General features: G+C 66.4%; 17 protein-coding genes. 4 read left to right on the forward strand and 13 right to left on the reverse strand.

Going from position 1 to position 23,271, the window contains the following annotated elements:
* Window positions 1–70: 70 nt before the first annotated feature.
* Both YH64_RS17940 and YH64_RS17945 read left to right on the forward strand, forming a co-directional pair.
* Entirely contained in the window at window positions 71–1,057 is a 987-nt protein-coding gene (locus YH64_RS17940; RefSeq protein WP_046805901.1) for a tripartite tricarboxylate transporter substrate binding protein, read from the forward strand.
* A 204-nt stretch (window positions 1,058–1,261) separates the two neighbouring features.
* The gene (locus tag YH64_RS17945) at window positions 1,262–1,948 is read left to right on the forward strand and encodes a GntR family transcriptional regulator (RefSeq protein ID WP_046805930.1); all 687 of its coding nucleotides are present in this window, start codon (window positions 1,262–1,264) and stop codon (window positions 1,946–1,948) included.
* Between the two features lie 11 nt (window positions 1,949–1,959).
* Here YH64_RS17945 and YH64_RS17950 read toward each other — a convergent pair whose 3' ends face one another.
* Window positions 1,960–2,826: a LysR family transcriptional regulator gene (locus YH64_RS17950; RefSeq protein ID WP_046805900.1), complete on the reverse strand. Its 867-nt coding sequence runs from the start codon at window positions 2,824–2,826 to the stop codon at window positions 1,960–1,962.
* Between the two features lie 141 nt (window positions 2,827–2,967).
* On the opposite strand from YH64_RS17950, the gene YH64_RS17955 reads away from it, so the two are divergent.
* Window positions 2,968–4,488, forward strand: coding sequence for an MFS transporter (locus YH64_RS17955; protein ID WP_046805899.1), 1,521 nt, complete (start codon window positions 2,968–2,970; stop codon window positions 4,486–4,488).
* Window positions 4,489–4,542: 54 nt separating this feature from the next.
* Here the strand turns inward: YH64_RS17955 and YH64_RS17960 are convergent, their stop codons facing one another.
* From YH64_RS17960 to YH64_RS18010, 10 genes are all read right to left on the reverse strand, one after another.
* A complete protein-coding gene (locus YH64_RS17960; RefSeq protein WP_046805898.1) occupies window positions 4,543–5,826 on the reverse strand; it encodes a cystathionine gamma-synthase family protein in 1,284 nt (427 codons plus the stop codon).
* Window positions 5,827–6,163: 337 nt separating this feature from the next.
* A complete protein-coding gene (locus tag YH64_RS17970) occupies window positions 6,164–7,189 on the reverse strand; it encodes a diguanylate cyclase (protein WP_046805897.1) in 1,026 nt (341 codons plus the stop codon).
* Window positions 7,190–7,222: 33 nt separating this feature from the next.
* A complete protein-coding gene (locus YH64_RS17975; protein WP_046805896.1) occupies window positions 7,223–8,233 on the reverse strand; it encodes a chemotaxis response regulator protein-glutamate methylesterase in 1,011 nt (336 codons plus the stop codon).
* Entirely contained in the window at window positions 8,230–10,551 is a 2,322-nt protein-coding gene (locus YH64_RS17980) for a hybrid sensor histidine kinase/response regulator (protein ID WP_046805895.1), read from the reverse strand. The genes YH64_RS17975 and YH64_RS17980 overlap by 4 nt, the downstream gene beginning before the upstream one ends.
* Entirely contained in the window at window positions 10,548–11,234 is a 687-nt protein-coding gene (locus tag YH64_RS17985; protein WP_046805894.1) for a chemotaxis protein CheW, read from the reverse strand. Before YH64_RS17985 ends, YH64_RS17980 begins: the two co-directional genes overlap by 4 nt.
* A complete protein-coding gene (locus YH64_RS17990; RefSeq protein ID WP_046805893.1) occupies window positions 11,227–12,639 on the reverse strand; it encodes a protein-glutamate O-methyltransferase CheR in 1,413 nt (470 codons plus the stop codon). Before YH64_RS17990 ends, YH64_RS17985 begins: the two co-directional genes overlap by 8 nt.
* Entirely contained in the window at window positions 12,636–13,163 is a 528-nt protein-coding gene (locus YH64_RS17995; RefSeq protein WP_046805892.1) for a chemotaxis protein CheW, read from the reverse strand. Before YH64_RS17995 ends, YH64_RS17990 begins: the two co-directional genes overlap by 4 nt.
* A gap of 7 nt (window positions 13,164–13,170) precedes the next feature.
* Window positions 13,171–14,784 (reverse strand): methyl-accepting chemotaxis protein, encoded by a 1,614-nt coding sequence (locus YH64_RS18000; RefSeq protein WP_046805891.1) that lies wholly within the window; start codon window positions 14,782–14,784, stop codon window positions 13,171–13,173.
* A 293-nt stretch (window positions 14,785–15,077) separates the two neighbouring features.
* Window positions 15,078–16,559 carry an amidase gene (locus YH64_RS18005; RefSeq protein WP_046805890.1) on the reverse strand — a complete coding sequence of 494 codons (1,482 nt, stop codon included), beginning with the start codon at window positions 16,557–16,559 and terminating at the stop codon, window positions 15,078–15,080.
* Window positions 16,560–16,661: 102 nt separating this feature from the next.
* The gene (locus YH64_RS18010) at window positions 16,662–17,546 is read right to left on the reverse strand and encodes a LysR family transcriptional regulator (RefSeq protein ID WP_046805889.1); all 885 of its coding nucleotides are present in this window, start codon (window positions 17,544–17,546) and stop codon (window positions 16,662–16,664) included.
* A 114-nt stretch (window positions 17,547–17,660) separates the two neighbouring features.
* On the opposite strand from YH64_RS18010, the gene YH64_RS18015 reads away from it, so the two are divergent.
* The gene (locus YH64_RS18015; protein WP_046805888.1) at window positions 17,661–19,196 is read left to right on the forward strand and encodes an MFS transporter; all 1,536 of its coding nucleotides are present in this window, start codon (window positions 17,661–17,663) and stop codon (window positions 19,194–19,196) included.
* On the opposite strand, the gene YH64_RS18020 is transcribed toward YH64_RS18015, so the two are convergent.
* Together YH64_RS18020 and YH64_RS18025 are read right to left on the reverse strand one after the other, a co-directional pair.
* Window positions 19,174–21,444 carry an ATP-dependent DNA helicase gene (locus tag YH64_RS18020; RefSeq protein WP_046805887.1) on the reverse strand — a complete coding sequence of 757 codons (2,271 nt, stop codon included), beginning with the start codon at window positions 21,442–21,444 and terminating at the stop codon, window positions 19,174–19,176. The two genes, YH64_RS18015 and YH64_RS18020, sit on opposite strands and share 23 nt — an antisense overlap.
* Window positions 21,441–23,240, reverse strand: a complete 1,800-nt coding sequence (locus YH64_RS18025; RefSeq protein ID WP_046805886.1) for a VRR-NUC domain-containing protein — start codon at window positions 23,238–23,240, stop codon at window positions 21,441–21,443. Before YH64_RS18025 ends, YH64_RS18020 begins: the two co-directional genes overlap by 4 nt.
* Between the last annotated feature and the right edge of the window lie 31 nt (window positions 23,241–23,271).

Consider the following 23,271-nt stretch of genomic DNA (forward strand, 5'->3'; position numbering starts at 1 on the left):
CCCCCCGCCCTTTCAGCGACAACCGACGACCGACCACAACACATCACAACAACACCACAGGAGACAACCCATGCTGAAGATGCCTTTGCGCCGCGCCTGCCTGGGCGCATTGCTGCTTGCCGCCGTTGGCGCCGCCGTGCCGCTGGCCGCCAGCGCGCAAGCCGCTTTTCCCACCAAGCCCATCACCCTGATCGTGCCGTTCCCGGCTGGCGGCTCGACCGACCGCCACCTGCGCATCGTGGCGCAGGACGCCTCCAAGTACCTGGGGCAACCGGTCATCGTGGAAAACCGCCCCGGCGCGGGCGGCACGCTGGGCACGGCCACCATGGCGCGCACCGCCAAGCCCGACGGCTACACGATCGCGCTCTACACGCTGGCTATGCTGCGCATGCCCTACATGCAGAAAAGCAGCTGGGACCCGATCAACGATTTCAGCTTCATCATCGGGCTGTCGGGCTATACGTTCGGCTTCACCGTGCGCTCGGATTCGCCGTACAAGACGTTTAACGAATACATCGAGGCGGCTCGCAAGGCGCCGGGCACCATCGACTACGGCTCCACGGGCATCGGCTCGTCGCCGCATCTGCTGATTGAAGAAATCGCCATCAACGCCAAGGTCAAGCTGAACCACGTGCCGTTCAAGGGCAACGCCGACATGCAGCAGGCGCTGCTGGGCGGCCACGTCATGGCGCAAAGCGACGCCACGGGCTGGGACCAGTTCGTGGACTCGGGCAAGATGCGGCTGCTGGTGACCTTTGGCGAAAAGCGCACCACGCGCTGGCCCGACGTGCCCACGGCGCAAGAGCTGGGCTACAAGGTCGTGTCCACGTCCCCGTATGGCTTGGCCGGCCCCAAGGGCATGGACCCCGCCGTGGTCAAGACCTTGCACGATGCGTTCAAGAAAGCGCTGTTCGACCAGGCCAGCATGGACGTGATGAAGCAGCTGAACCAGGAGCCGGCCTATCGCAACAGCGAAGACTACAAGGCGTGGGCGCAGGCGACCTATGTGAAGGAAAAGGGCTTGATCGAATACCTGGGTCTGATGGCCAAGGACTGACGCCGGGGGGTGCGCGCGGGCGATAAGGCTGCGCGCACCGCGGTATGACGGCCTGGGGGGCAAAGCGTATGCAAGCACAACGCGCGCCCGGACGCGGTTTTGCATCCGTGCTTTGTATGCAAAAAATGTTTGTCTTTCCTGTCCGGCTTTTTGATAGACTGGCTGCCCGAAGATTTTGCCCTGCGGCCGCCGCAGCCGCGTCCCATGACCCAGGAAGTTTCCACAGACCCCAGCGCCGACGATATCGCCCGCGAAGTTTCCGCCGCCATCGTGGCGCACAAGCTTCCGCCCGGCACCCGGCTGCGCGAAGAGGCGCTGGCGCGGGTCTACAAGGTCAGCCGCACCAAGATCCGCGCGGCCCTGCTGATGCTGTCCAAGGACAAGCTGATCAATATCGTTCCGGACAAGGGCGCGTTCGTCAGCAAGCCCGACGCGAACGAAGCGCGCGAGGTCTACGCCGTGCGCCGCATCCTGGAAGCCGCGCTGGCCAAGGAATTCGTGGCGCGCGCCACGGCTGCCGATTACCGCCGCATTGACGCCCATCTGGCCGAAGAACGCGCGGCGCTTGAAGCTGGCGACGTGCAAAAGCGCAACCAGCTGCTGGGCCATTTCCACATCCTGCTGGCCGAAGCCGTGGGCAATTCGGTGCTGACCGGCATGCTGCGCGAGCTGTCGGCGCGCAGTGCCGTGATTACCGTGCTGTACCAAAGTTCGCACGACGCCAGTTGCTCGTCGCAAGAGCACCACGCCTTCATCGAGGCGGCCCGCGCGGGCAACACCGAACGCGCCTGCGCGCTGATGGACGAGCATCTGGAACACGTGCAGACAGCGCTGAACTTCACCGACGACAGCCAGGGCGGCAGCGATCTGGTGACGGCGTTGCTTAGCTAGCCGGGCTGGCATCACTCCAGCAATTGCCCCATCCGTTCCTGCAACCAAAGCTCGGTCGCGCTTAACGTCGCCCCTTGGAGCCACAGCGCGCGCACCGACAGCATCGGCAAGGACAGGCCCGCGCACGGCACGCGCGCCAGCGTGCGGCGAAAGCTTTCGTATTCCGCGATGTTCAGCGGCAGGATCGCCCAGCCCAGCTCGTCCGCCACCATGCCGGCGATGCTGTAGAAGCTGTCCGTGCGCCACACCGTCGGGCTCAGCACCACCTCTTCCACGCCTTCCATCTGCATCACCAGTTGCCGATAGCGGGCCAGATCGCTGCGCGTGACCTCGGCCAGTTCGGTCAGCGGATGCCCCGACGCTACGAACACCGCCTGCGCCACATTGCCCAGGTAGCGGTGCGCGAACGCGCTGCCCGGGTCGCCCCGGTCAAAGTGGAACGCGAGGCTGGCGCGGCCTTGCTGCACGTAGTCGGCCACCTCGGTGGCGGTGCCGTTCAGCTGCGTCAATTCCAGGGCGGGAAAGCGGTCGGCCACTTCGACCACCAGCGCGCCCAGCACCTGATACGGCAGCGCTTCGTCCAGCGCGATCGACAGGCGGGCATCCTGCCCGGCGGCAAACGACAGCGCCCGCTGGTCCAGCCCGCCGGCCTGCCGCAGCAGTTCGCGCGCTTCTTGCAGCATGACTTCGCCGGCGGGCGTCAGGGTGGCGTTGCGGCGCGACCGGTCGAACAGTTCCACACCCAGATCGGCCTCCAGCAGGCCCACCGAGGTGCTGATGGCGGACTGTGCCCGCCCCAGCCCACGCCCCGCCGCCGAGAAAGAGCCGGCGTCGGCCGCCGCGACGAAATGCCGAAGTTGGTCCAGGGTCCATTGCATGAGCGTCTCCTTAATTCATCTATTTTATAGATGGAATCAAACTTTTTAGCGCAAATAAACAGATAGATAATGCGTGCCTTGCGCTTGGCAGCCGCCCTTGCGGCGCAACAACCCAAGCGTGGATTCAAAGGGAGTAGAACTATGCAGCGGACTCATTCGATCGCTGTCGCCACGGCCGATCCGCGCCGTTGGCTGGTGCTGGGCATTGTGTCCATCGCCTTGTTATTGATCGTGGTGGACATGACGGTGCTGTACACCGCCCTGCCCCGGCTTACGCACGAGCTGGGCGTCACCGCGTCTGAAAAATTGTGGATCGTGAACGTGTATGGTCTGGTGGTGTCGGGCCTGCTGCTGGGCATGGGCACGCTGGGCGACCGGCTGGGCCACAAGCGGCTGTTCATGATGGGGCTGGTGGTGTTCGGCGTGGCCTCGCTGGCAGCGGCGTATTCGCCGGCGGCCGCCCCGCTGATCGCGGCGCGCGTGCTGCTGGCCGTGGGCGCCGCCATGATGATGCCCGCCACGCTGTCCATCATCCGGCTGACTTTCGCGCAAGAGCGCGAGCGCGCCGTGGCGATCGGCATCTGGGCCTCGGTGGCCTCGGGCGGCGCGGCGCTGGGGCCGGTGGTGGGCGGGGTGCTGCTGGAGCATTTCTGGTGGGGATCGGTGTTCCTGATCAACGTGCCGATTGTGCTGCTGGCGCTGCCGCTGGCCTGGCGGCTGATTCCGGCCAGCCGCCCCGCCACCGCGCGGCCGTGGGACCTGACCGGGTCGCTGCAAGTCATGGCCGGCTTGATCCTGTGCGCCTATGCGCTAAAGGAACTGGGTCGCGCGTCTACGTCGTGGCTGCATGCGGGCCTGGCCTGCGCCGCCGGGGTCGCGATGCTGACGGTGTTCGTGCGCCGCCAGCGCCGCCGCCCCTATCCGTTGATCGACTTTGCCATCTTCCGCAACGCCACCTTCAGCTCGGGCGTCGCCGCCGCGCTGTTCGCCGGCGCCGCGCTGCTGGGCCTGGAACTGGTCTTCAGCCAGCGCTTGCAGCTGGTGCTGGGCATGTCGCCCATCCAGGCCGCGCTGTTCATCCTGCCGCTGCCGCTGGCCGCTTTCGTGGCCGGCCCCGTGGCGGGATGGCTGCTGGCCTACGTGCGCGGACCTCGGCTGATGTTCCTGTCGCTGGCCGTCTCGGCGGCGGGCATGGGCGCGTACCTGCTGTGCTATGACGGCGCCGTGCTGCCGCAGATGGTCAGCCTGAGCGTGCTGGGGCTGGGCATCGGTGCAACGATGACGGCGGCGTCCAGCTCCATCATGCAAAGCGCCACGCCGGAACGCGCGGGCATGGCGGCATCGATTGAGGAAGTGTCGTACGAGCTGGGCGGTGCGCTGGGCGTGACGCTGATGGGGTCCATCCTGTCGGGCGTGTACGCCAACACGCTGGACGTGCCGCCGGCGTTGGCAGCAGCCCCCGCACTGCGCGACAGCCTGGACGAAGCGTTGATCGTGGCCGAAGGCCTGCCCACCGACCTGGCAGCCACGCTGACCGAGTTGGCCCGGACGGCGTTCGACACGGGCTACGCCGCGGTCATCGCCACCGCCACGGTCATGCTGGTGGCCACCGCCGCGTTCGTGCTGCTGAACCGGTCGCGGCGGCAGGCGGTGGCTGCGTAGGGTGGCTGCGTATGGTGGCGCAACCCGTCCCCTGCCCCCTAAGCATCCAAGCGCTCAGCGCGTGCGAAACGCGTTGTCCATGTCCGCGATCAGGTCTTCTTCGTGCTCCAGCCCGATCGAAATGCGGATCAGCCCTTCCGACACGCCCGCCGCCTCGCGTTCGGCGGCCGGCACGCCGGAATGGGTGGTGGACGCGGGATGGCACACCAGCGATTCCGTGCCGCCCAGGCTCACGGCCGACTTGAACAGATGCAGCGCGTTGATGAAGCGGAAGGCGCGTTCGCGGCCACCGTCCAGCACGAACGCAAACGTCGAGCCAGGCCCCGTGCACTGCCGCTTGTAGACTTCCTGATAGGCGCGATCCGCAATCATCTCGGGATGAAAAAGCGTGACCTTTTCGTAGGGGTTGCCGGCCAGCCATTGCGCCACCTTGGTCGCCGTGCGCGCGGCCTGCTTCATGCGCAGCACCACGGTTTCCATCGACCGCGTAATCATCCAGCACGAATGCGGGTCCAGCTGCGAACCGAACGCGCTGCGTATCGCCCGCACCTTCTTGATGAGGTCCTTGCTGCCCGTCACCGCGCCCGCCACCAGGTCGCTGTGACCGCCTACGTATTTCGTCAGCGAATACACGCACAGGTCCACGCCATGCTCGGCCGGCTTTTGGAAGATGGGCCCCAGCAGCGTGTTGTCGCACACCGAAACCGGGCGATAGCCGTGCCGCGTTTCGAAGGCATCCAGCTCGTTCTTCATGCCTTCGAAATCGATCAGCGCGTTGGTGGGGTTGGCGGGCGTTTCCACGTAGAAGACGCGCACCGGCCCCTTGGCCGCCGCCGCTTCCAGCGCCGCGCGCATGTGCTTGGGCGACAGCCCGTCCTGAATGGGGTGCGAGCCAATACCCCATTCCGGGAAAATCTTGGCGATCAGGGTTTCCGTGCCGCCGTATAGCGGCAGCGATTGCACCAATTGGTCGCCCGGGCGCAAAAAGGCCATCAGCACGGCGCTGATCGCGGCCATGCCACTGGCCGTCACGGCCGCCGCCTCGGACCCGTCCAGCAGGGCCAGCCGGTCTTCCACGATTTCCAGGTTGGGATGGTTGAAGCGGCTATAGACCAGCCCGGCGGATTCGCCCTGGGGCAAGGGTTTGCGGCCCGACACCAGGTCGAAAAACGCCGCGCCGTCCTCGGCGGACCGGAAGGCAAAGGTGGACGTCAGGAATACCGGCGGCTTGACCGCCCCTTCGGACAGGAAGGGGTCGTAGCCGTACGACATCATCTGCGTTTCCGCATGCAGCGGACGGCCAAAGATATCTTTCTTGTGATAGGTCGAATACGTCATGGTGTGCCTCTTTCTTCGGGGTTCCAGCCGACCGGGCAGGCGCGTGTCGCATGCTGCGACGATAGCGCCAGCCGCCTCGGGATGTCTTGCAGTATTGATGAGAAATATTGTTTCCCATTCGCACTTGTCCCTGAAAGACACTGCCTTGTTACATCAACTGGACGCGATCGATTGGAAAACCATGAAAATCCGTCAAGAAGATGGCCGGCTCAGCAAGGCCGAGCAGGCCGAGCGCGTGTCGCTATCGGCCCTCGCCCTGCTGGAAACGGTTACCGCGCCTGGAGCGCCTTGCGCGCATGAAGCGAAGTCGTCAACCCCGCTTCACCTGTCGCGGCGCCTAGGCAGGCGCTTGCATCTGCCCGGGAACGACGCGGTTGCGGCCGTCGCGCTTGGCTTGGTAAAGGCCGCGATCGGCCACCTGGATCAGGTCGGTGCAGGGTTGGTCGGCCACCGGAATGGCCGTGGCCGTCCCGATGCTGACGGTCAGCCAAGGGCCTGAGCCCGTGTCCTTTTGCGGAATCTGCATGGCCTCGACGGCGCGCCGCAGTTTCTCGGCCGCCAGCCTGGCGCTGCCCGCCGGCGAGCCCGGCAGCACCAGCGCAAATTCTTCGCCGCCAAAACGGGCGGCCAGGTCGGTGGACCGGTCGCAGCTGGCGAAGATGGTGTTGGCTACGCGCTTCAAAGCCTCGTCGCCCGCGATGTGGCCATAGGTGTCGTTGTAGGCCTTGAAGTGGTCCACATCGATCATCAACATGCTGATTTCGCGTTGGTCGCGACGCGCGCGTTGCCATTCGGCATTCAGGTATTCATCGAAATACCGGCGGTTGCCCAGGCCCGTCAGCCCGTCCGAATTGGTCAGGCGGCGCAACTCCATATTGCTTTCCAGCAGCTGCTGCTGGCTTTGGCGCAGCGCCTGGTAGGCCTCGTCGCGCTGCACCAGCGCCAGGTACGAACGCGAGTGATAGCGGATGCGCGCCACCAGTTCGATGGCGTCCGGCAGCTTGACCAGATAGTCATTGGCGCCGGCGGAAAACGCGGCGCTTTTGATGGCTGCGTCTTCCTTGGTGGACAGCACGATGATGGGAATGTCGCGCGTCACCGGATGGCTGCGGTATTCCTTGACCAGGCTCAGCCCGTCCACGCCCGGCAGCACCAGGTCTTGCAGGATCACGGTGGGCCGCGTCTGGATCGCCACCGTCAGCGCTTTGTACGGGTCCGAGCAATAGTGGAAATCGATGTTCCCTTCGGTGGCCAGCGCCCTCCGGATCGCTTCGCCGACCATCACCTGATCGTCAACCAGCAGCACCATGGCTGCGTGCGCGTTCAGGTCGGCCGATGCTGCGCTGTCGAAAGGTGGGTGCATGGTAAGTCCTTGATGTCGAACGGGATCGAGCGCTTAGGCCAAGGCCTGAATCAAGCGCGGCGCGATCTGGTCCAATGGTTTGATTTCCACCGCGGCCTGCATGGCGGCGGCCGCCTTGGGCATGCCGTAGACGGCACTGGTGGCTTGGTCTTGCGCGATGGTCAGGCAGCCCCGCTCGCGCATGGCCTTCAAGCCACGCGCGCCGTCCTGGCCCATGCCGGTCAGCAGCACGCCAACCACCGTGCCGCGCCAATGCTGCGCCACGCTGTGAAAGAACACGTCAATGGAAGGCCGATACAGGCTTTCTTTTGGGTCTTGCGTGTAGCGCAACGTGCCGTCGGGCAGCAGGTGCAGATGGTCGTCCGTGCCCGCCAGCAAGATCTGGCCGGGCACCGGCCGTTCGCCCTCGCGCACCAGCCTGACGGGCAGTTGCACCTGGTCGTTCAGCCAGTCCGCCATGCCTGCCGCGAACGAGGCATCCACGTGCTGCACCAGTACGATGCCGGCGGGAAAATCCAGCGGCAGGTCGCCTAGCAGCTGGGCCAATGTGGCCGGGCCGCCCGCCGAGGCGCCGATCACCAGCAGGCGTTGCGCGTCGGCACGCGCCGCTGATTTGGGCACGGGCGTCAGCGTGGGCCGGTTGCCATAGCGCCCGATCAGCCAGCCGATGTTGCGAATCTTGCGCAGCAAGGGCGCGGCGGCGGCACGCATGTCGCCGCCGCTGACCACCGGCGTGTCCACCGCGTCCAGCGCGCCGTGGCCCATGGCGTCGAACACCCGCGCCGTATGGCGGGCGACGTCCACCGTCACCACCACGATGGCGCACGGCGTTTCCGCCATGATGCGGCGGGTGGCCTCTACCCCGTCCATGACGGGCATGATGAGGTCCATCAAGACCACATCGGGCCGGTCGCGCGCGCATTGCGCCACGGCTTCTTCGCCGTTTGACGCCACCCACGCCACTTCCAGCCCCGGTTCCAGCGCGATGGCGCGGCGCAGGGTTTCAACCGCCATCTGCATATCGTTGACGATGCCGATTCTCACGTCAGTGCCTTCCCGATCAAGTCCTCGACGGCGTCCAACAGCGCGTCATCGTGGAAGCTGCCCTTGGCCAGATAGTAATCAGCGCCGGCGTCCAGCCCGCGCCGCCTGTCTTCTTCGCGATCCTTATACGACACCACCATCACCGGCAAGCCCTGCAGCTTGGGGTCGGCCTTGATGCGCGACACCAGTTCGATGCCGTCCATGCGCGGCATGTCCACATCGGTCACGACCAGGTCGAAATCCTCGCCGCGCAGCATGTTCCAGCCATCCATGCCGTCCACCGCCACGGCCACGTCGAAGCCCCGGTTCACCAGCAGCTTGCGTTCCAGCTCGCGCACGGTCAGGGAATCGTCCACCACCAGCACGCGCTTGCGGCGCCGCTCCTGGGCGATGGGGCCACCGCCGTCCACCCGCGCCAGCCGCCCGCCTTCGATCAGCTTTTGTACCGACAGCAGCATGTCTTCCACGTCCAGGATCAATAGCGGCGTGCCGTCGTCCATCAGCGCGCCCGCCATCACGTCCTGCACTTTGCCCAGCCGGGGGTCCAGCGCTTGCACCACCAGCGTGCGCTCGCCGACGTAGCGGTCAACGGCGATGCCGTACCGCTTGTCGTGGTCGCCCACGACCACCACGGCCATGGACTCGGTCGAGGGCGCGTGCTCGCCGCCGCGCAGGATCTGCCGCGCGGACACCAGGCCCACCTGCCGGCCCATGAAGCGAAAGTGCTGGTGCCCTTCCAGCTGCTCGATCTCTTGCGAGCGCACCTGCAAGGCATGGCTGACATAGGCCAGCGGAAACGCGTAGATGTCGCCTTGCACCTCGACCAGCAGGCTGCGCACCACCGATAGGGACAGCGGCATTTCCAGCACGAAACGCGTGCCCTGCCCGGTCGTCTGGTGCACACGCACGGCGCCGCGCAGCTGGCGCACCATGGTCTGGACCACGTCCAGCCCCACGCCGCGTCCTGAAATTTCAGTGACTTCGCCGCGCGTGCTGAAGCCGGACAGAAACAGAAATTCCAGCAGCTCGGCTTCGCTTAGACGGGCGGCCGTTTCCGCCGTGGTCAGCTTGCGCTGCACGACTTCAACGCGTAGCCGGTCCAGCGAAATGCCCGAGCCGTCATCGCTCAGTTCAATCACCAGCATGCCGGCCGAATGGCGCGCCGACAGCCGGATCAAGCCTTCGGGCGGCTTGCCGAGGTCCATGCGGTCCATCGGCATTTCAATGCCATGATCCACGGCGTTGCGCAGCAGGTGCATCAGCGGCGCGTCCAGTTTTTCCAGGATGTCGCGGTCCACCTGCGTGGCGTCGCCGTCTATTTCCAGCCGCACCTGCTTGCCCAGCGAACGGCCCAGGTCGCGCACCATGCGCGCCATGCCGCCCACGCCGTCGGCAAACGGGCGCATGCGGCACGTCAGCGCGGTGTCGTACAAGCGCTGCGCCAGATGGCTCATGCGCCAGCCGAATTCATCCACTTCATTGGTGCGTTCAATCAGTTCCTGCTGGCATTGGTCCACGATGCGCTGCGCGTCGTCCAGCGCCGCCTGGGCGCGCGCGTCCAGCTGCTGTCCGGCCAGGGCGCCGCGCACGCCGTCCAGCGCTTGCGCGGCGCCCGCCTGCATGCGCCGCAGCCGCAACATGGACGCGCCAAACGGCCCGACCCAATGCGATTCCACCAGCGTTTCGCTGGACAGGCCCAGCAATTTGTTCAGCGTGTCGGCCGTGACGCGCAGCACGCGTTCGCCTTCGGAGAGCCCCTGGTCGGAGCTGCGGCGCACCGGCGCCGGGGTGGGCGATGCGGGCGAACCCGGCACGCCCAACGGCATCGGATCCGGCGACCTCGGCGGCGTTGCCGTCAGCGGCTCGTCCTCGACGCGCTTGATGGGCGGCAGGAAATCCGACGGCCGGGGCGCGCGCGGCGGCACGGCCGGCGGAGCGTTGGGCGCGCTGCTCAAGCGCACCACCACCTCGTCGATTTCACCGCCCAGCTCCGCGCCCGGCGTGGCGACCCGCTGCAACAAATCGGTGCCCAGCAGCAAGGCGTCGATATCGTCTGCCTGCAAGCGCAGCCGCCCTTCCTGCGCGGCCACCAGGCAATCTTCCATGGCGTGCGCGATGCGGACAGCCGGGTGCAGGTCCACGATGCGCGCGGCCCCTTTCAGCGAATGCGCCGCCCGCATGCAGGCTTCCAGCTGCGCCGCCGAGGTGGGGTCGTGTTCCAGCGCCAACAAGCCGTTGTTCAACACCTGCACCTGGGTGCGGGTCTCAAGCTGAAACAGCTCAAGCAGCGAGGCGTCGCGCATTTCGTCCGGGTTCACGCCAGACTCCGTTCCAAAGCTTGCATCAACTGGGTTTCGTCCAGCACGCCCACGCTGCGGCTGCCGCAGCGCTGCACCCCGCGCGAATATTTCAGGCCCGCGCCCTGCACCGTCGACGGCAGCGGTTCCAGCCGGTCCAGGTCGACGGCGTGTATCCCTTCCACCTCGTCCACCGGCAACACCACGGCCCGGCCCGCGCCGCCGAAGATCAACATGCGCGCGGCGCCCGAGCGTTCGCGCACATCCAGCGGGGCCGGCGTCATGTCCAGCCCCAACAAACGCGCCAGCGACACGCAGACGGTCAAGGTGCCGCGCACGTTGGTCACGCCCAACACCGCCGGGTCGCGGCGATGGGGCAGCGCCAGAATGCCGCGCGTGCCGGCCACTTCGTCCAGCGCGCGCGTCGGCAGGCCCAGCCATTCGCGGCCCAGCCGGAAGACCAGCAGCGAAGACATCTGAACGTCTTCATGGGGTTTGTCGTGGTCGGCGTCTGGCGAATCACCATCCAACGCGTCCATCTGCGGCGGCAGGCGGTCCAGGATGCGTTTGGCGGCGGCGGCGTAGACGGGGCAATTGCGGCAATGCACGTGCTCGGGCAATTGCGGGCAGGTTTTGTCGCCCCGGATGCCGATGCGGTTCCAGCAGTCGTCCACGTCGGACAGCAGCGCGATGGGTTCAACCACGTCTGGCCTCCTGTCGCGCCGCGCGCGCTTGCAGGCGGCGCGCGCCTTCGATATCGCCCGCCGACGCGATTAGCGCGGCCAGGTGCAGCAGCGCCTCGCGGTGGGTGGGGTCCAGGTACAGCGCCTTGCGGTAGGACGCCTGCGCCTCGCGCGAGTCGCCCGCCGCATCCTGCAAGAGGCCCAGCAGATGTAGCGCATCGGCGCTGACGCCGTGGATGTCGATATGCGCGCGGCACTGCGCCAGCGCGTCTTGCACGCGGCCCCGGTCGGCCAGCGCGGCGATCTGGCGCAGGGAAGCGTCGGCGCTGGGGGATGGGCTGGGGGATGGGCTGGTGGATGTGCTGGATGTACTGGTCGATGCGCCGGTCGCCGCGCTGGGCGATGCCTGCCAGCTAGCGGCGTTTGTCGCCCCCGACGTCGACCCGGACGTCCCGGTCGGGCCGGCCACGGATGAGCGCATCGGCGAGGCCCCCGAAGCGGGCGGAATCGCCGCATGCGGCACCGGCAGGTGTCCGGTTGGGACCTGCGCCACCGGCCGTCGGGGCGGCGTCCACGCGTGCACGATCGGCCGGGATGCCGCGGGCATATCGGCTTGGGGCGGCATGGCTTGATTACGGAAGGCGAACGAGCGCGCCATTGCCACCGACGGCAGGCGGCGCGCGGTCAGCAAGCTGGTTTCAGCCGGACCCACGAAGATGACGCCGTCGGCGCGCGTGAAGCGCCGCAGCACCTGCACCGCGCGCTCCTGAGTCGGCCCGTCGAAATAGATCAGCAGGTTGCGGCAGAACACGAAGTCATACGGCGACGTGCCCAGCAGCAACTGGCTGTCGAACACGTTGCCCTGCCGAAAGCACACGCGTTCCCGCACCTGCGCGGATAGTTGATGGCCGTCGGCCGTCTCGGCAAAGTGGCGGTCGCGGTACGCCAGGTCGTCGCCGCGAAACGAGTTGCGCCCATACACGGCGCGTTGCGCAAACTGGACCATGCGTTCGCTGATGTCCACGGCATCGATCTGGAAACGCGCAGCGGGCACCCCGGCGTCCAGCAAGGCCATGGCAATGGAATACGGTTCTTCGCCGCTGGAACACGGCATGCTCAACACGCGCAGCACGCGGTCATCGGGCGCGCCCGCCGCGAACAGGCGTTCACGCGCCAGCGCGGCCATCGCCGTCTGCGATTCCGGATACCGAAAGAACCAGGTCTCGGGCACGATCACGGCTTCGATCAGCTGCTGCATCTCGGCCGGCGTGGTGTGCAGGCGCGTCAGGTAATCGTGTTCGTCGGCCACGCCCGCCGCGCCCATCCGATGGCGCACGGCGCGTTCAACGGCGGCCTTGCCGATGGAGCCGCTATCCAGCCCCATCTTGCGTTTGAGCAAGGCGCTGAATTCGTCGACCAGCATCATGGCGTGATCTCCCGGTCCGCCGGGTACAGCATCGCGCGCACGGACGGCGGCAGCAGTTCGTTCACGCCCACCGCCTGCACCATGCCCTGCCCGTTGTTCAGCACGGGTCCCAGGTAGCGCGCATTGGCGTTATCCAGCGCAAACGGCTGGAACGCGGCGGGGTCGTAATGCACGGTTTCGGTGGCCTGTTCCAGGATCAGGCCCAGCACATGCTCGGCCGCCGCCCCGGCTGCCCGATAGCGCACCAGCGCCAGGCGGGTGCTGGTCACGCGCGCCGCGTCGGCGTGGCCGGCCAGCGCGCTCATGTCGATGGCGGGCACCGCCGCGCCGCGCCATTGCAACATGCCCGCCACCCACGACGGGGCGCCCGGCACTTGCTTGAAGACGCGCAGGCCCAGCACCTCGATCACATCCCCCGCGTCCAGCGCATAGCGGTCGCCGCCGATGCGAAACAGCAGATACAGCCGCCTGGCCGCCGCGTTGGCGGCGACGCTGGGCTTGGGCAAGGACGCAGTTTCCACCATGGAAGAATCAGATCTTGAAGCGCGACACGCCGCTGCGCAGGTCGTTGGCCACCAGCGTCAGTTCTTCGATGGCCAGGCTGGACTGTCGCAGCGATTCCACCGTTTGCTGGGCCGCATCGCTCAATTGCTGCAAGGCCTGGTTGATCTGCTCGGCGCCCGTGGCCTGCGCCTGCATGCCTTCGTTGACCATCTGCACGCGCGGCGCCAGCGTCTGCACCTGCTGGATGATCTGCGACAGCTGATCGCCCACCTGTTGCATGTCGGCCATGCCCCGGCGCACTTCTTCCGAGAACTTGTCCATGCCCATCACACCGGCCGACACGGACGACTGGATCTCGCGCACCATCTGTTCGATATCGTAGGTGGCGACGGCGGTCTGGTCGGCCAGACGGCGGATCTCGGTGGCCACCACCACAAAGCCACGGCCGTATTCGCCGGCCTTCTCGGCTTCAATCGCCGCGTTCAGGGAAAGCAGATTCGTCTGGTCCGCCACTTTCGTGATCGTCGTGACCACCTGCGTGATATTGCCGGCCTTCTCGTTCAGGATGGCCAGCTTGGCGTTGACCGAACCCGCTGCGCCCACCACGTTGCGCATCGTGTCTTCCATGCGCGCCAGGCCCACCTGCCCGCTGCCCGCCAGCGACGCCGTCTGCTCGGCCGCGCTGGATACTTCCGTCATGGTGCGCACCAATTCGCGCGAGGTCGCCGAGATTTCGCGCGAGGTTGCGCCGATCTCGGTCGTGGTGGCCGCCACTTCGGAAGCCGTGGCTTGCTGCTGCTTGGAGGTGGCGGCGATTTCCGTGACCGAGGTCGCGACTTGCACGGCCGAGCGCTGCGTCTTGCCCACCAGGCCGGTCAGCTCATCAACCATGCCGTTGAAGCCGGTTTCGATGGCGTTGAATTCGTCTTTGCGGGCCAGCGACAGGCGGCGGGTCAGGTCACCCCCGCCGGTCGCTTCCAGCGTCTTGACGATGTCGCGCATGGGGTTGGCGATGGCGCGCATCAGCAAGAAGCCGCACACCAGCGCCGCCGCGATGGCGAACGCCAGCGACACCAGCATGCCGACCTCGGCCGAATCCACGGCGGACTTGATGCTGACGGCGGCATCATCGGCCTGCTTCTTGTTTTCGGCCACCATCTTGGCCAGGATGTCGCGCCCTTTGTAGAAGGCGGGCCGCAGTTCGTTCTTGACCCGCATGCGCGATACAAGCGGATCGGCCGTCGCCGCCAGGATGTCGGCGCGAATGCGTTTGTATTCCTGCAAGTCTTTTTCAAAATCCGCGAACATCGCGCGGTCGTCATCACGCGCAATTGTGCGGCGGTAGAAATCGACGTTTTCTTGCAACTGCTGATCGTTCTTGGGCAGCGTTTCCAGCGTGTCGCGGCGCTCTTGCTCGGTGTCGCTGTTAAAGGCGTCCTGCACCACGACAAAGCCCGCGAACCACGACGCCCGGATCGACGTGCTGTAGTAAATGCCCGGCACGGCATCGGTGTTGATCATCACCACTTCGTCTTCGATGTGCAGCAGGCGCCGGTAATCCACCACCACCATCAAGGCCATGATGGCCAGGATCACCATGAAGCTGGCCAAGATGCGCTGGCGAAGAGTCAGATTATTCATACTGGAAGACCTTTGTGGTGGTGCCACACGACAACGCCCGCCCTGCACCCATGACAGGATGTGGGGAATTTGGCTGATTATTGCAAAGCCCGGTCCACCCAGCCATGAAAAACTAGGGAAATCCCCGCCAAAATGGGGCATTCGTCAGAAAAAAGCAAAGATCGCTTACAAAGCTTGTCTTTTCTGGATGACGGTGCGTAGCGCGGTTGGGGCGCGGCGTGGGGCCGGTCAGGCCCCTATGGCGGCACGGGGGCACGGGGGCCGGCGCCGGGGCCGACCGGCAGTTCCCGCGCCTACGTCGCCGCGGACCACAGCGCAGCAGGCGGATACGCGGCAACCCAATCGCAGGCCTGGTCGTACGCCTGGGCCAGGCGCAACACGTCCAGGTCCGCTTGCGGCGGCCCGATCAGCTGCATGCCCATCGGCAGGCCGTCAGGGCTGAAGCCCACCGGCACGCTGATGACCGGGCAGCCGGCCAGCGTCCACGGCGTGACGGTTTCCATCCAGCGGTGATAGGTGTCCATGGGGCGCCCGTCGATGTGCTTGGGCCAATCCAGCGTGGCGTCAAAGGGAAACACCTGCGCGGACGGCACCGCCAGAAAGTCCACGTCTTCGAACATGCGTAGCACCGTCTGGTACCACGCGCTGCGTTCCTGCGTGGCCTGATAGACATCCAGCGCCGTCATGCCGTCCAGGCCTTCCACTTCCCAGATCAGCGCCGGCTTGACCAGCTTGCGCGTGGCTGGGTCCTGCACCAACGCCTGGAACTGCCCGCCCACCATCAGGTGGCGATGCGTCAACCACATGCGCCACAGCCGGTCGCCGGCGAACGGCACGTCGTAATCGACCACGTCGCAGCCCACGGTGTCCAGCGTGGCCAGGCCCTGCGCGCACACGTCAAGAATGCCCGGCTCCATTGGCAGATAGCCCTTCCAGTCACTCAACCACCCCACGCGCTTGCCTCGCATATCCGCATCCAGCGCGGCAGTGAACTGCGCCGGGTCGTCACGCAAGGACAAGGGCGAACGCTTGTCATAGCCAGCCAGAACGGACAGCAGCATTGCAACGTCGCGCGGGGTGCGACCCATGGGGCCTTCGTAGGACAGCTGTTTCAAGAACACTTCGGGCGACGGCCCAAACGGCACGCGCCCCGCCGACGGCCGCATGCCGTACACGTTGCAGAACGCGGCGGGATTGCGCAGCGAGCCGCCAAAGTCGCTGCCGTCGGCCACCGGCAGCATGCGCGCGGCCAGCGCTGCCGCCGCGCCGCCGCTGCTGCCGCCGGCCGTCTTGATGGGGTTGTAGGGGTTGCCCGTGGTGCCATAGACCGGGTTGTACGTATGCGAGCCCAGCCCGAATTCCGGCACGTTGGTGCGGCCGATGAAGATGGCGCCCGCCGCCCGCATGCGTTCGACGATGATCGAATCGTGCTGCGTAACCTGGTCTTTGTAGACCAGCGAGCCCATCGACGTGACCATGCCGCGCACGGCGGTCAGGTCCTTGGGCGCCTGGGGCATGCCGTGCATCCAACCCAGCCACTGGCCGGCATCCAGCTGCGCATCGCGTTCAGCGGCCTCGCGCAGCAGTTCATCGGCATCGCGGCGCGCGACGATGGCATTGACCTTGGGATTGACCTTGTCGATATGCGCCAGATAGGCGCGCATGACCTCGACACAGGAGAGCTCGCGGCGCCGGATCGCGTCCGACAAGGCATGCGCCGACATGGCGACGATGGGGTTCAGGCTGGCGGCGTCGGCCGGCGTGGCGAGTGGCATGCGAGAGGCTCCGGAGGATCGTGATGGTTGTCACACTGGCAGGCAGTGCCAGTGCGCCCAGGCCACATACTACGCAACCTGGGCGGGCGCAGGCCAGCGCCGCTACGGAAACAAATGCTGCGCCAGGTGGTCGATGAACACGCGCAGCTTGGGCGACGCCTGACGGCTGGCGGGCCACAACGCCCACATCGTGCCGCCGCCGCGCGTGCGGTCTTCCATCACCACGTGCAACTGCCCCGCCGCCAGCTCGCGGCGGATCGTAAAGTCCGGCAAGCAGGCAATGCCCTGCCCGCCCACGGCAAGCGCAATCCGCATTTCCACGCTGTTGCACACCAGCGTCAGCGGCAGCTCGGGTGCCTGCGCGTCCGGCCCCAGCTTGAACGGCCACTTTTCCAGGCGGCCCGTGGCGGGATAGCGGTAATGCAGGCAGGCGTGGCCCAGCAGATCGGCGGCGCGCTTGGGCGTGCCGTGCTGACGCAGATAGTCGGGCGAAGCCGCCAACACCCGGCGGAACGGGCCCAGGCGGCGGCGCTTCAGGCCGGAGTCTTCCATGTCGCCGGTGCGGACCACGGCGTCGTAGCCCTCGCCTATGACATCGACCATGCGGTCGGTGAAGTCCAGGTCCAGCTCCACAAGCGGGTATTGCCGCATGAAGCTGGCCACGGCGGCGTCAAACAGGCCGCTGTAGCGGGGCAGGCTCACGCGCAGCTTGCCCTGCGGCGCGTCCGAGGCGGCGGAAAGTTCCAGCTCTGCCGCTTCGACCTCGGCCAGGATGCGGCGGCAGCGATCCAGAAATTTCTCGCCTTCCGGCGTCAGCGCCAGTTGACGTGTGCTGCGATGAAACAGTCGCACCTTCAGGCGCGCTTCCATTCGCGCGATGCTCTTGCCCACCGCCGACGGCGACACCCCCAGCGCGCGCCCTGCCTCGGCAAAGCTGCCCGCTTGCGCTACCAGCACAAACACCCCTATGCCGCTAAGGCTATCCATTTCACGCACTCCAATACGGACATCAATGTCCGGAATGTCGGGAATCCTAGCCTATTTTTCTTTTATGCATCGCGCCCTAAGCTGACCGTCCTTTCGTTTTCCCTGGCGCGTTCCATGCCTACCCACGACCATTTACCCCCTTACCGCCGCTGGCTGCAATTGCTGTCGGCCTGCCTGACCGCATTGTTGATTCCGCTGTGCTTTACTGGCCCCGCCGTGGTGCTGCCGTCCATCAGTCACGACCTGGGCGGCACGCCCGTACAACTGAATTGGATCTTGAACGGCTACATCCTGGCGTACGGCAGCGTCATCATGGTGTCGGGCAGCCTGACCGACCTGTACGGGCCGCGACGCGTATGGCTGCTGGGCCTGGTGGGCTTTTGCGTCACGACCTTCGCCATTGCCTTCGTGCCGACAACGGGCTGGATCAACTTGCTGCGCCTGATGCAGGGCGTGGGTGGCGCGGCCGCTTTCGCCGCCGCCATGTCGTCGCTGGCGCCGCTTTTCCACGGCGTGGCGCGCACCCGCGCGTTCAGCCTGCTGGGCACCACGTTTGGCGTGGGCCTGTCGTTCGGGCCACTGGCCGCCGGCTGGATGGTGGACGCGGCCGGTTGGCAGTGGGTGTTCCTGGCTACCGGTGCAGTGGGCGTGTTGGGCGCCGCCATGGTCGCCGTCAGCGTGCGCCCCACGGCGCGCGCCGTGCAAGGCCGGCTCGACTGGCCGGGCGCCATCAGTTTTACCGGCGCGCTGGGGCTGTTCACCTACGGCATCCTGCTGGCGCCCGAAGCGGGCTGGACGGACACGCACGTCCTGGCCGCGCTGCTGGCGTCCGTGCTGCTGGCCGTGGCCTTCGTGCGGATTGAACGGCGGGTAGCTCGGCCCATGCTGGACTTGCGCCTGTTCCGCAGCCCGCGCTTTGTCGGCGTGCAGGTGCTGGCGGCATCCCCCGCGTTCCTGTTCATTGTGCTGGTCGCGCTGCTGCCCGGCCGCTTTATCGGCATCGACGGCCATAGCGCGCTGCAAGCAGGGCAACTGATGATCGGCCTGGCAGCGCCTTTGCTGGTCGTGCCTTTCGTGGCCGCGTTGCTGACACGCTGGTTCCGGCCGGGCGTGCTGTCGGCGCTGGGTTTGTTGGCGGTGGCGGCGGGTTTGGTGTGGCTGGCCGGCATCCTGGACACCGGCACGGCGGCGCTCTGGATGCCGATGCTGTTGATCGGATGTGGCATCGGTTTGCCGTGGGGGTTGATGGACGCAATGGCGGTCAGCGTGGTCGACGCCCGCAACGTCGGCATGGCGACCGGCATTTTCAATACGGTGCGCGTGTCGGCGGACGGCGTGGCCATCGCCGTGGTCGGCGCGCTGCTGGCGTTGCTGATCCAGACGCAGTTGACGGCGGCGATGCCCGAGGCGCAGGCCTTGGCCGCAGCCGCCAACCGCGCGGCGCTGGGGCAGTTGGACGACGCGGCGGCGCGGCTGCCGGCATCCCTGACCGATGCCCTGCCGCTGCTGCATCACGCCTATGACAACGCGTTTCGCCACGTTTTGCATGCCCTGGCCGTCATCGCGGTGCTGACCGCGCTGGCGATAACGCTGCTGCTGGGCCGTCGTGATCCGGTTGCCGCGCCGCTCAGTCCACCCGCCACCAGCTAGGCAGCAGGCCGCGCACCTTCGCGCGGCGGTAGCGGTCGTCGATCAGGTGGACCGTGCCCACATCGTTTTCGGTGCGGATAACGCGGCCGGCCGCCTGCACCACCTTTTGCATCCCGGGATACAGGTAGGTGTAGTCGTAGCCGTTTTCCTCGCCGTAGCGCTGGTCCATTGCCCGCTTCATGTTTTCGTTCACGGGGTTGACCTGCGGCAAGCCCAGCGTGGCGATGAACGCGCCGATCAGCCGCTTGCCCGGCAGGTCCACCCCTTCCGAGAACGCGCCGCCCAGCACCGCAAAACCCACGCCCTGCCCCGTTTCGGTGAAGCGCGCCAGGAAGGCCGCCCGGCCCGCTTCGTCCATGCCGGGCGTCTGCAACCAGATCGGCACCGCAGGATGGCGCTCGCGCATCAGGTCGGACACCTGCCGCAAATAGTCAAAACTGCTGAGAAAGCCCAGGTAATTGCCCGGTCGTTCGGCGTACTGCGTGGCGATCAGGTCGACGATGGGCGCCAGCGAGCGCTCGCGGTCGCGATAGCGGGTGGACACGTTGCCCACCACCCGCACCGCCAACTGTTCGGCCTGGAACGGCGCGGCCACGTCGATCCAGGGCGTGTCGCGCGGCAAGCCCAGCGTGTCGCGATAGAACTGCTGCGGGCTTAACGTGCCGGAAAACAGCACCGTGGCATGCGCCGCGGCGTAGCGCGCCGCCAGATACGGGGCGGGTATCACGTTGCGCACGCACAGGGTCGACGGCCGGGTCTTGGCGCTGGCCACGCCCACGTCAGACAGCGTCACGTCGAACAAGGCGTGCGAACCGAACTGTTCCGCCAGTCGCATGAATTGCAGCGCCTGGAAGTAAAAGGTCAACACCGGGTCGTCTTGCGGCAAGGGGGTTTGGCCCATGTATTCCATGATGGCGCCCACCGCTTTCTGCACCGCCGACAGCACACCGGCCGCCACCGCGTCGTACGCCTGATAGCGTTCCGCCTGCTTCTTGTTCAGCGCATTCCAGGACCGCTGCAAGCCATCCAGCGGCTTTTTCAATTCCTTGGGCGCGGCATAACGCGCCGCCGACAGCGACGCCTGATCCAGCTCGCCCGTGTACATGCGACGCGCCCGGTCGACCAGGTTGTGCGCCTCGTCCACCAGCACCGCCACTTTCCATTGATAGGCCTGCGTCATGGCGTACAACATGGCCGACGCGTCGTAGCAATAGTTGTAGTCGCCCACCACCACATCGCTCCAGCGGATCAACTCTTGCGACAGGTAATACGGACAAACGTGGTGATCCCGGGCAACGGCTCGCACCGTGGGCGCATCCAGCCGTGCGTGCTGCACCGCCGCCTCGCGCGCTTGGGGCAGGCGGTCATAGAAGCCTTGCGCCAAGGGGCAGGAATCCCCGTGGCACGCCAAATCCGGATGCTCGCAGGTCTTGTCGCGCGCTTGCAGATCCAGCACGCGCAGGCCGGGCGCGGCGGGTTGCGCGTTGACGGTGTCCAGCGCTTGAACGGCCAGCGCCCTGCCCGAGCCCTTGGCCGCCAGGAAGAAAATCTTGTCCAGACCGGTGCCGGGGCTGGCTTTGAGCAACGGGAAAATCGTGCCAAGCGTCTTGCCGATACCGGTGGGCGCCTGCGCCATCAGGCAACGGCCGTCGCGCGCGGTGCGGTACACGGCCACGGCCAGGTCGCGCTGCCCGGCACGGAATTCGCCATGGGGAAACGCCAGTTTTTCCAGCGCCGCGTCGCGGGCCTGCCGATGCGCCAGTTCGGTCTTGGCCCACGCCAGGAAACGGTTGCACTGTTCCTGGAAGAACGCGCGCAACGCGGCGGCGTCATGCGTTTCGGTCAGCACCGTTTCTTCTTCGGTAACCACGTTGAAGTACACCAGCGCCACGCGCACCTGCTCCAGCCCGCGCGATTCACACAGCAGATGCCCATAGACCCGCGCCTGCGCCCAGTGCACCGCGCGGTGGTTGTCGCGCACGCTGTCCAACTGGCCGCGATACGTCTTGACCTCTTCAAGCTGGTTCAAGACCGGGTCAAAACCATCGGCGCGCCCGCGCACCAGCAGGCCCTCGTGCTGGCCGGACAAAGACACCTCGGTCTCGTACTGTGGGCCCCGCCGCCCCGTCACCACCGCGTGCCCGGCCATACCCTCCAGGCCGGTCGGCGCGGGGGTAAAGCGCAAGTCCAGGTCGCCGGCCCGCGCCGTGAATTCGCACAGCGCGCGCACCGCCACGGCATAGCTCATGCCGCGCCCTCCTGCCAACTGACGTGGCATACGCGCACCGGCATGCCGTGCGACACGCAGTATTGCAACCACCGAATCTGGTTGTCTTGCAGCTTGTCGCCCGGGCCTTTTACTTCGATGAGTTCATAACGGCGCTGGGCGGGCCAAAAGCGGATCAGGTCCGGCAAGCCGGATCGGTTGGTCTTGACGTCGCGCAGCAGGCGCGTGAAAACCAGTTTCAGGTGCGCGGGGGGCAGGCAATCCAGCGCCAGCGTCAGCAAGGTTTCTGACAAGGCGCCCCAGAACACAAACGGCGATTGCACGCCGGCTTTATCGGCGTAGCGCTGCAAGATCACGTCGCGATATTCGGGCGTGTCCAGTTGCGCCAGGCAGTCGGCGAACAGGTCTTGGCGGCGCAGGTAAAAATCAGGCGCGTCCAGGTCGGCCGGGCCGCGTTGGAACGGATGAAAGAACGCGCCCGGCAATGGCGCGAACACGGCTGGCCAGCACAGCAGGCCGAACAGGGAATTAAGCAGCGCGTTTTCCACGTAGTGCACGGGCGCGTCGTCTTGATGCAGGTGGTCGCGCGTGATGAATTCAACCGAAGCCGGCGTCGGCGGCCGTTGCAGCGTCAGATCGGTGCGCGGCACGGCATGGACGGGTGGGCGGGCCGGCCGGCCCTGCCCCACCGCCCGATACAGGCGCGGCAACATGCGCGCCACGCGCTGGCTTTCTTCTTCGCTTTCCGGTGCGTCGCGCGCTTGCAGCGCCAGGGTCAGCGCCTGGTCATACCGCGCCATGCGCTCGTGCACGCGGATGCGGCGATGGCGCGCGCCGGGGTACGCGCATTGCTCATAGGCGGCTTGCGCCGTGGGCCAGTCGCGGGCGCGTTCACATGCCTGCCCGATGCGCAGCAGCACCTTGGCGCGGCGCTTTTCCAGCCAGGGGTTCTGGCTGACACAGCCGTGTACTCGGGCCAGCAGGTCGGGCATGTTCGCGCCTTCTTCCAATGCCGTCCGGCAGGCGTGCAACGCCAGATAAGCGTCTACGTCCGCCCGCGTCTGGAACGCGCGGGACGACGCATCAAACGGTACGGCTTCATACTGGAAGACGCCCAGGTCAGCCAACACGAATTCCGACCAGTCCTGGTGCAGATTGCCGAAGAACATCAGGCGCAAGCGTTCGCAAAAGTCGCCGACCATGACGCGCCAGACGGGTTCTTGCGCAGCGGGGTTCCATTCGGCATAAGGCCGGGGCGCGGCGTGCACGGCACGCAGCGCGATCAGCAGATCGGCTTTGCGCGCGCTGGGTCTGAGGCTGGCGAAGTGATGCGGGCCTGTGCTTGGGCCGCAATTTGATTCCGAATTTGAGCCCGGATTCGATCCCGAATTTGAGCCCGAATTTGAGCCCGGATTCGATTCCGGATTCGATTCCGGATTTGATCCCGGATTTGAGCCCGACTTTGAGCCCGAACTTGCGCCGAAAAACAGCCGGCAAAGCTCGGGCTTGGTATGCAGATCGAACAATTCATCCAGCGTCATCGGCGCTGCGGCATCCAGCCAGCCCAGCGCGGCAAGCGGCCCGGCGGCATCGACGGCGTTGCCGATTTCCTCGTATACCAGCCGGCTGGCCCGAAACCAAGGCCCACGGCGCATCAGCATGCGCGCCATCAACGCCTGCGAGGCTTGCGGCAAGGCGTGGAAGTCTGCCAGGAAACGGCGTTCGTCGGCGTCCAGCAGGTCGGCGTAGCGCTCGCCGACCCACGCCAGGGCGCAGAGGAAATTGTGCAGATAGTAGTAGCGGTGCGGGGGAAACATCGGCCGGGCCGGATAGCTGGGGTTTTATCCA

It is taken from the genome of Achromobacter sp. LC458 (genome assembly GCF_001005835.2).
Lineage (GTDB): Bacteria > Pseudomonadota > Gammaproteobacteria > Burkholderiales > Burkholderiaceae_B > Achromobacter > Achromobacter spanius_B.

Coding starts and splice junctions, on each gene's coding strand:
- YH64_RS17940 (WP_046805901.1), top strand. CDS start 71: ATGCTGAAGATGCCTTTGCGCCGCGCCTGCCTGGGCGCATTGCTGCTT.
- YH64_RS17945 (WP_046805930.1), top strand. CDS start 1,262: ATGACCCAGGAAGTTTCCACAGACCCCAGCGCCGACGATATCGCCCGC.
- YH64_RS17950 (WP_046805900.1), bottom strand. CDS start 2,826: ATGCAATGGACCCTGGACCAACTTCGGCATTTCGTCGCGGCGGCCGAC.
- YH64_RS17955 (WP_046805899.1), top strand. CDS start 2,968: ATGCAGCGGACTCATTCGATCGCTGTCGCCACGGCCGATCCGCGCCGT.
- YH64_RS17960 (WP_046805898.1), bottom strand. CDS start 5,826: ATGACGTATTCGACCTATCACAAGAAAGATATCTTTGGCCGTCCGCTG.
- YH64_RS17970 (WP_046805897.1), bottom strand. CDS start 7,189: ATGCACCCACCTTTCGACAGCGCAGCATCGGCCGACCTGAACGCGCAC.
- YH64_RS17990 (WP_046805893.1), bottom strand. CDS start 12,639: ATGATGCTGGTCGACGAATTCAGCGCCTTGCTCAAACGCAAGATGGGG.
- YH64_RS17995 (WP_046805892.1), bottom strand. CDS start 13,163: ATGGTGGAAACTGCGTCCTTGCCCAAGCCCAGCGTCGCCGCCAACGCG.
- YH64_RS18000 (WP_046805891.1), bottom strand. CDS start 14,784: ATGAATAATCTGACTCTTCGCCAGCGCATCTTGGCCAGCTTCATGGTG.
- YH64_RS18005 (WP_046805890.1), bottom strand. CDS start 16,559: ATGCCACTCGCCACGCCGGCCGACGCCGCCAGCCTGAACCCCATCGTC.
- YH64_RS18010 (WP_046805889.1), bottom strand. CDS start 17,546: ATGGATAGCCTTAGCGGCATAGGGGTGTTTGTGCTGGTAGCGCAAGCG.
- YH64_RS18015 (WP_046805888.1), top strand. CDS start 17,661: ATGCCTACCCACGACCATTTACCCCCTTACCGCCGCTGGCTGCAATTG.
- YH64_RS18020 (WP_046805887.1), bottom strand. CDS start 21,444: ATGAGCTATGCCGTGGCGGTGCGCGCGCTGTGCGAATTCACGGCGCGG.
- YH64_RS18025 (WP_046805886.1), bottom strand. CDS start 23,240: ATGTTTCCCCCGCACCGCTACTACTATCTGCACAATTTCCTCTGCGCC.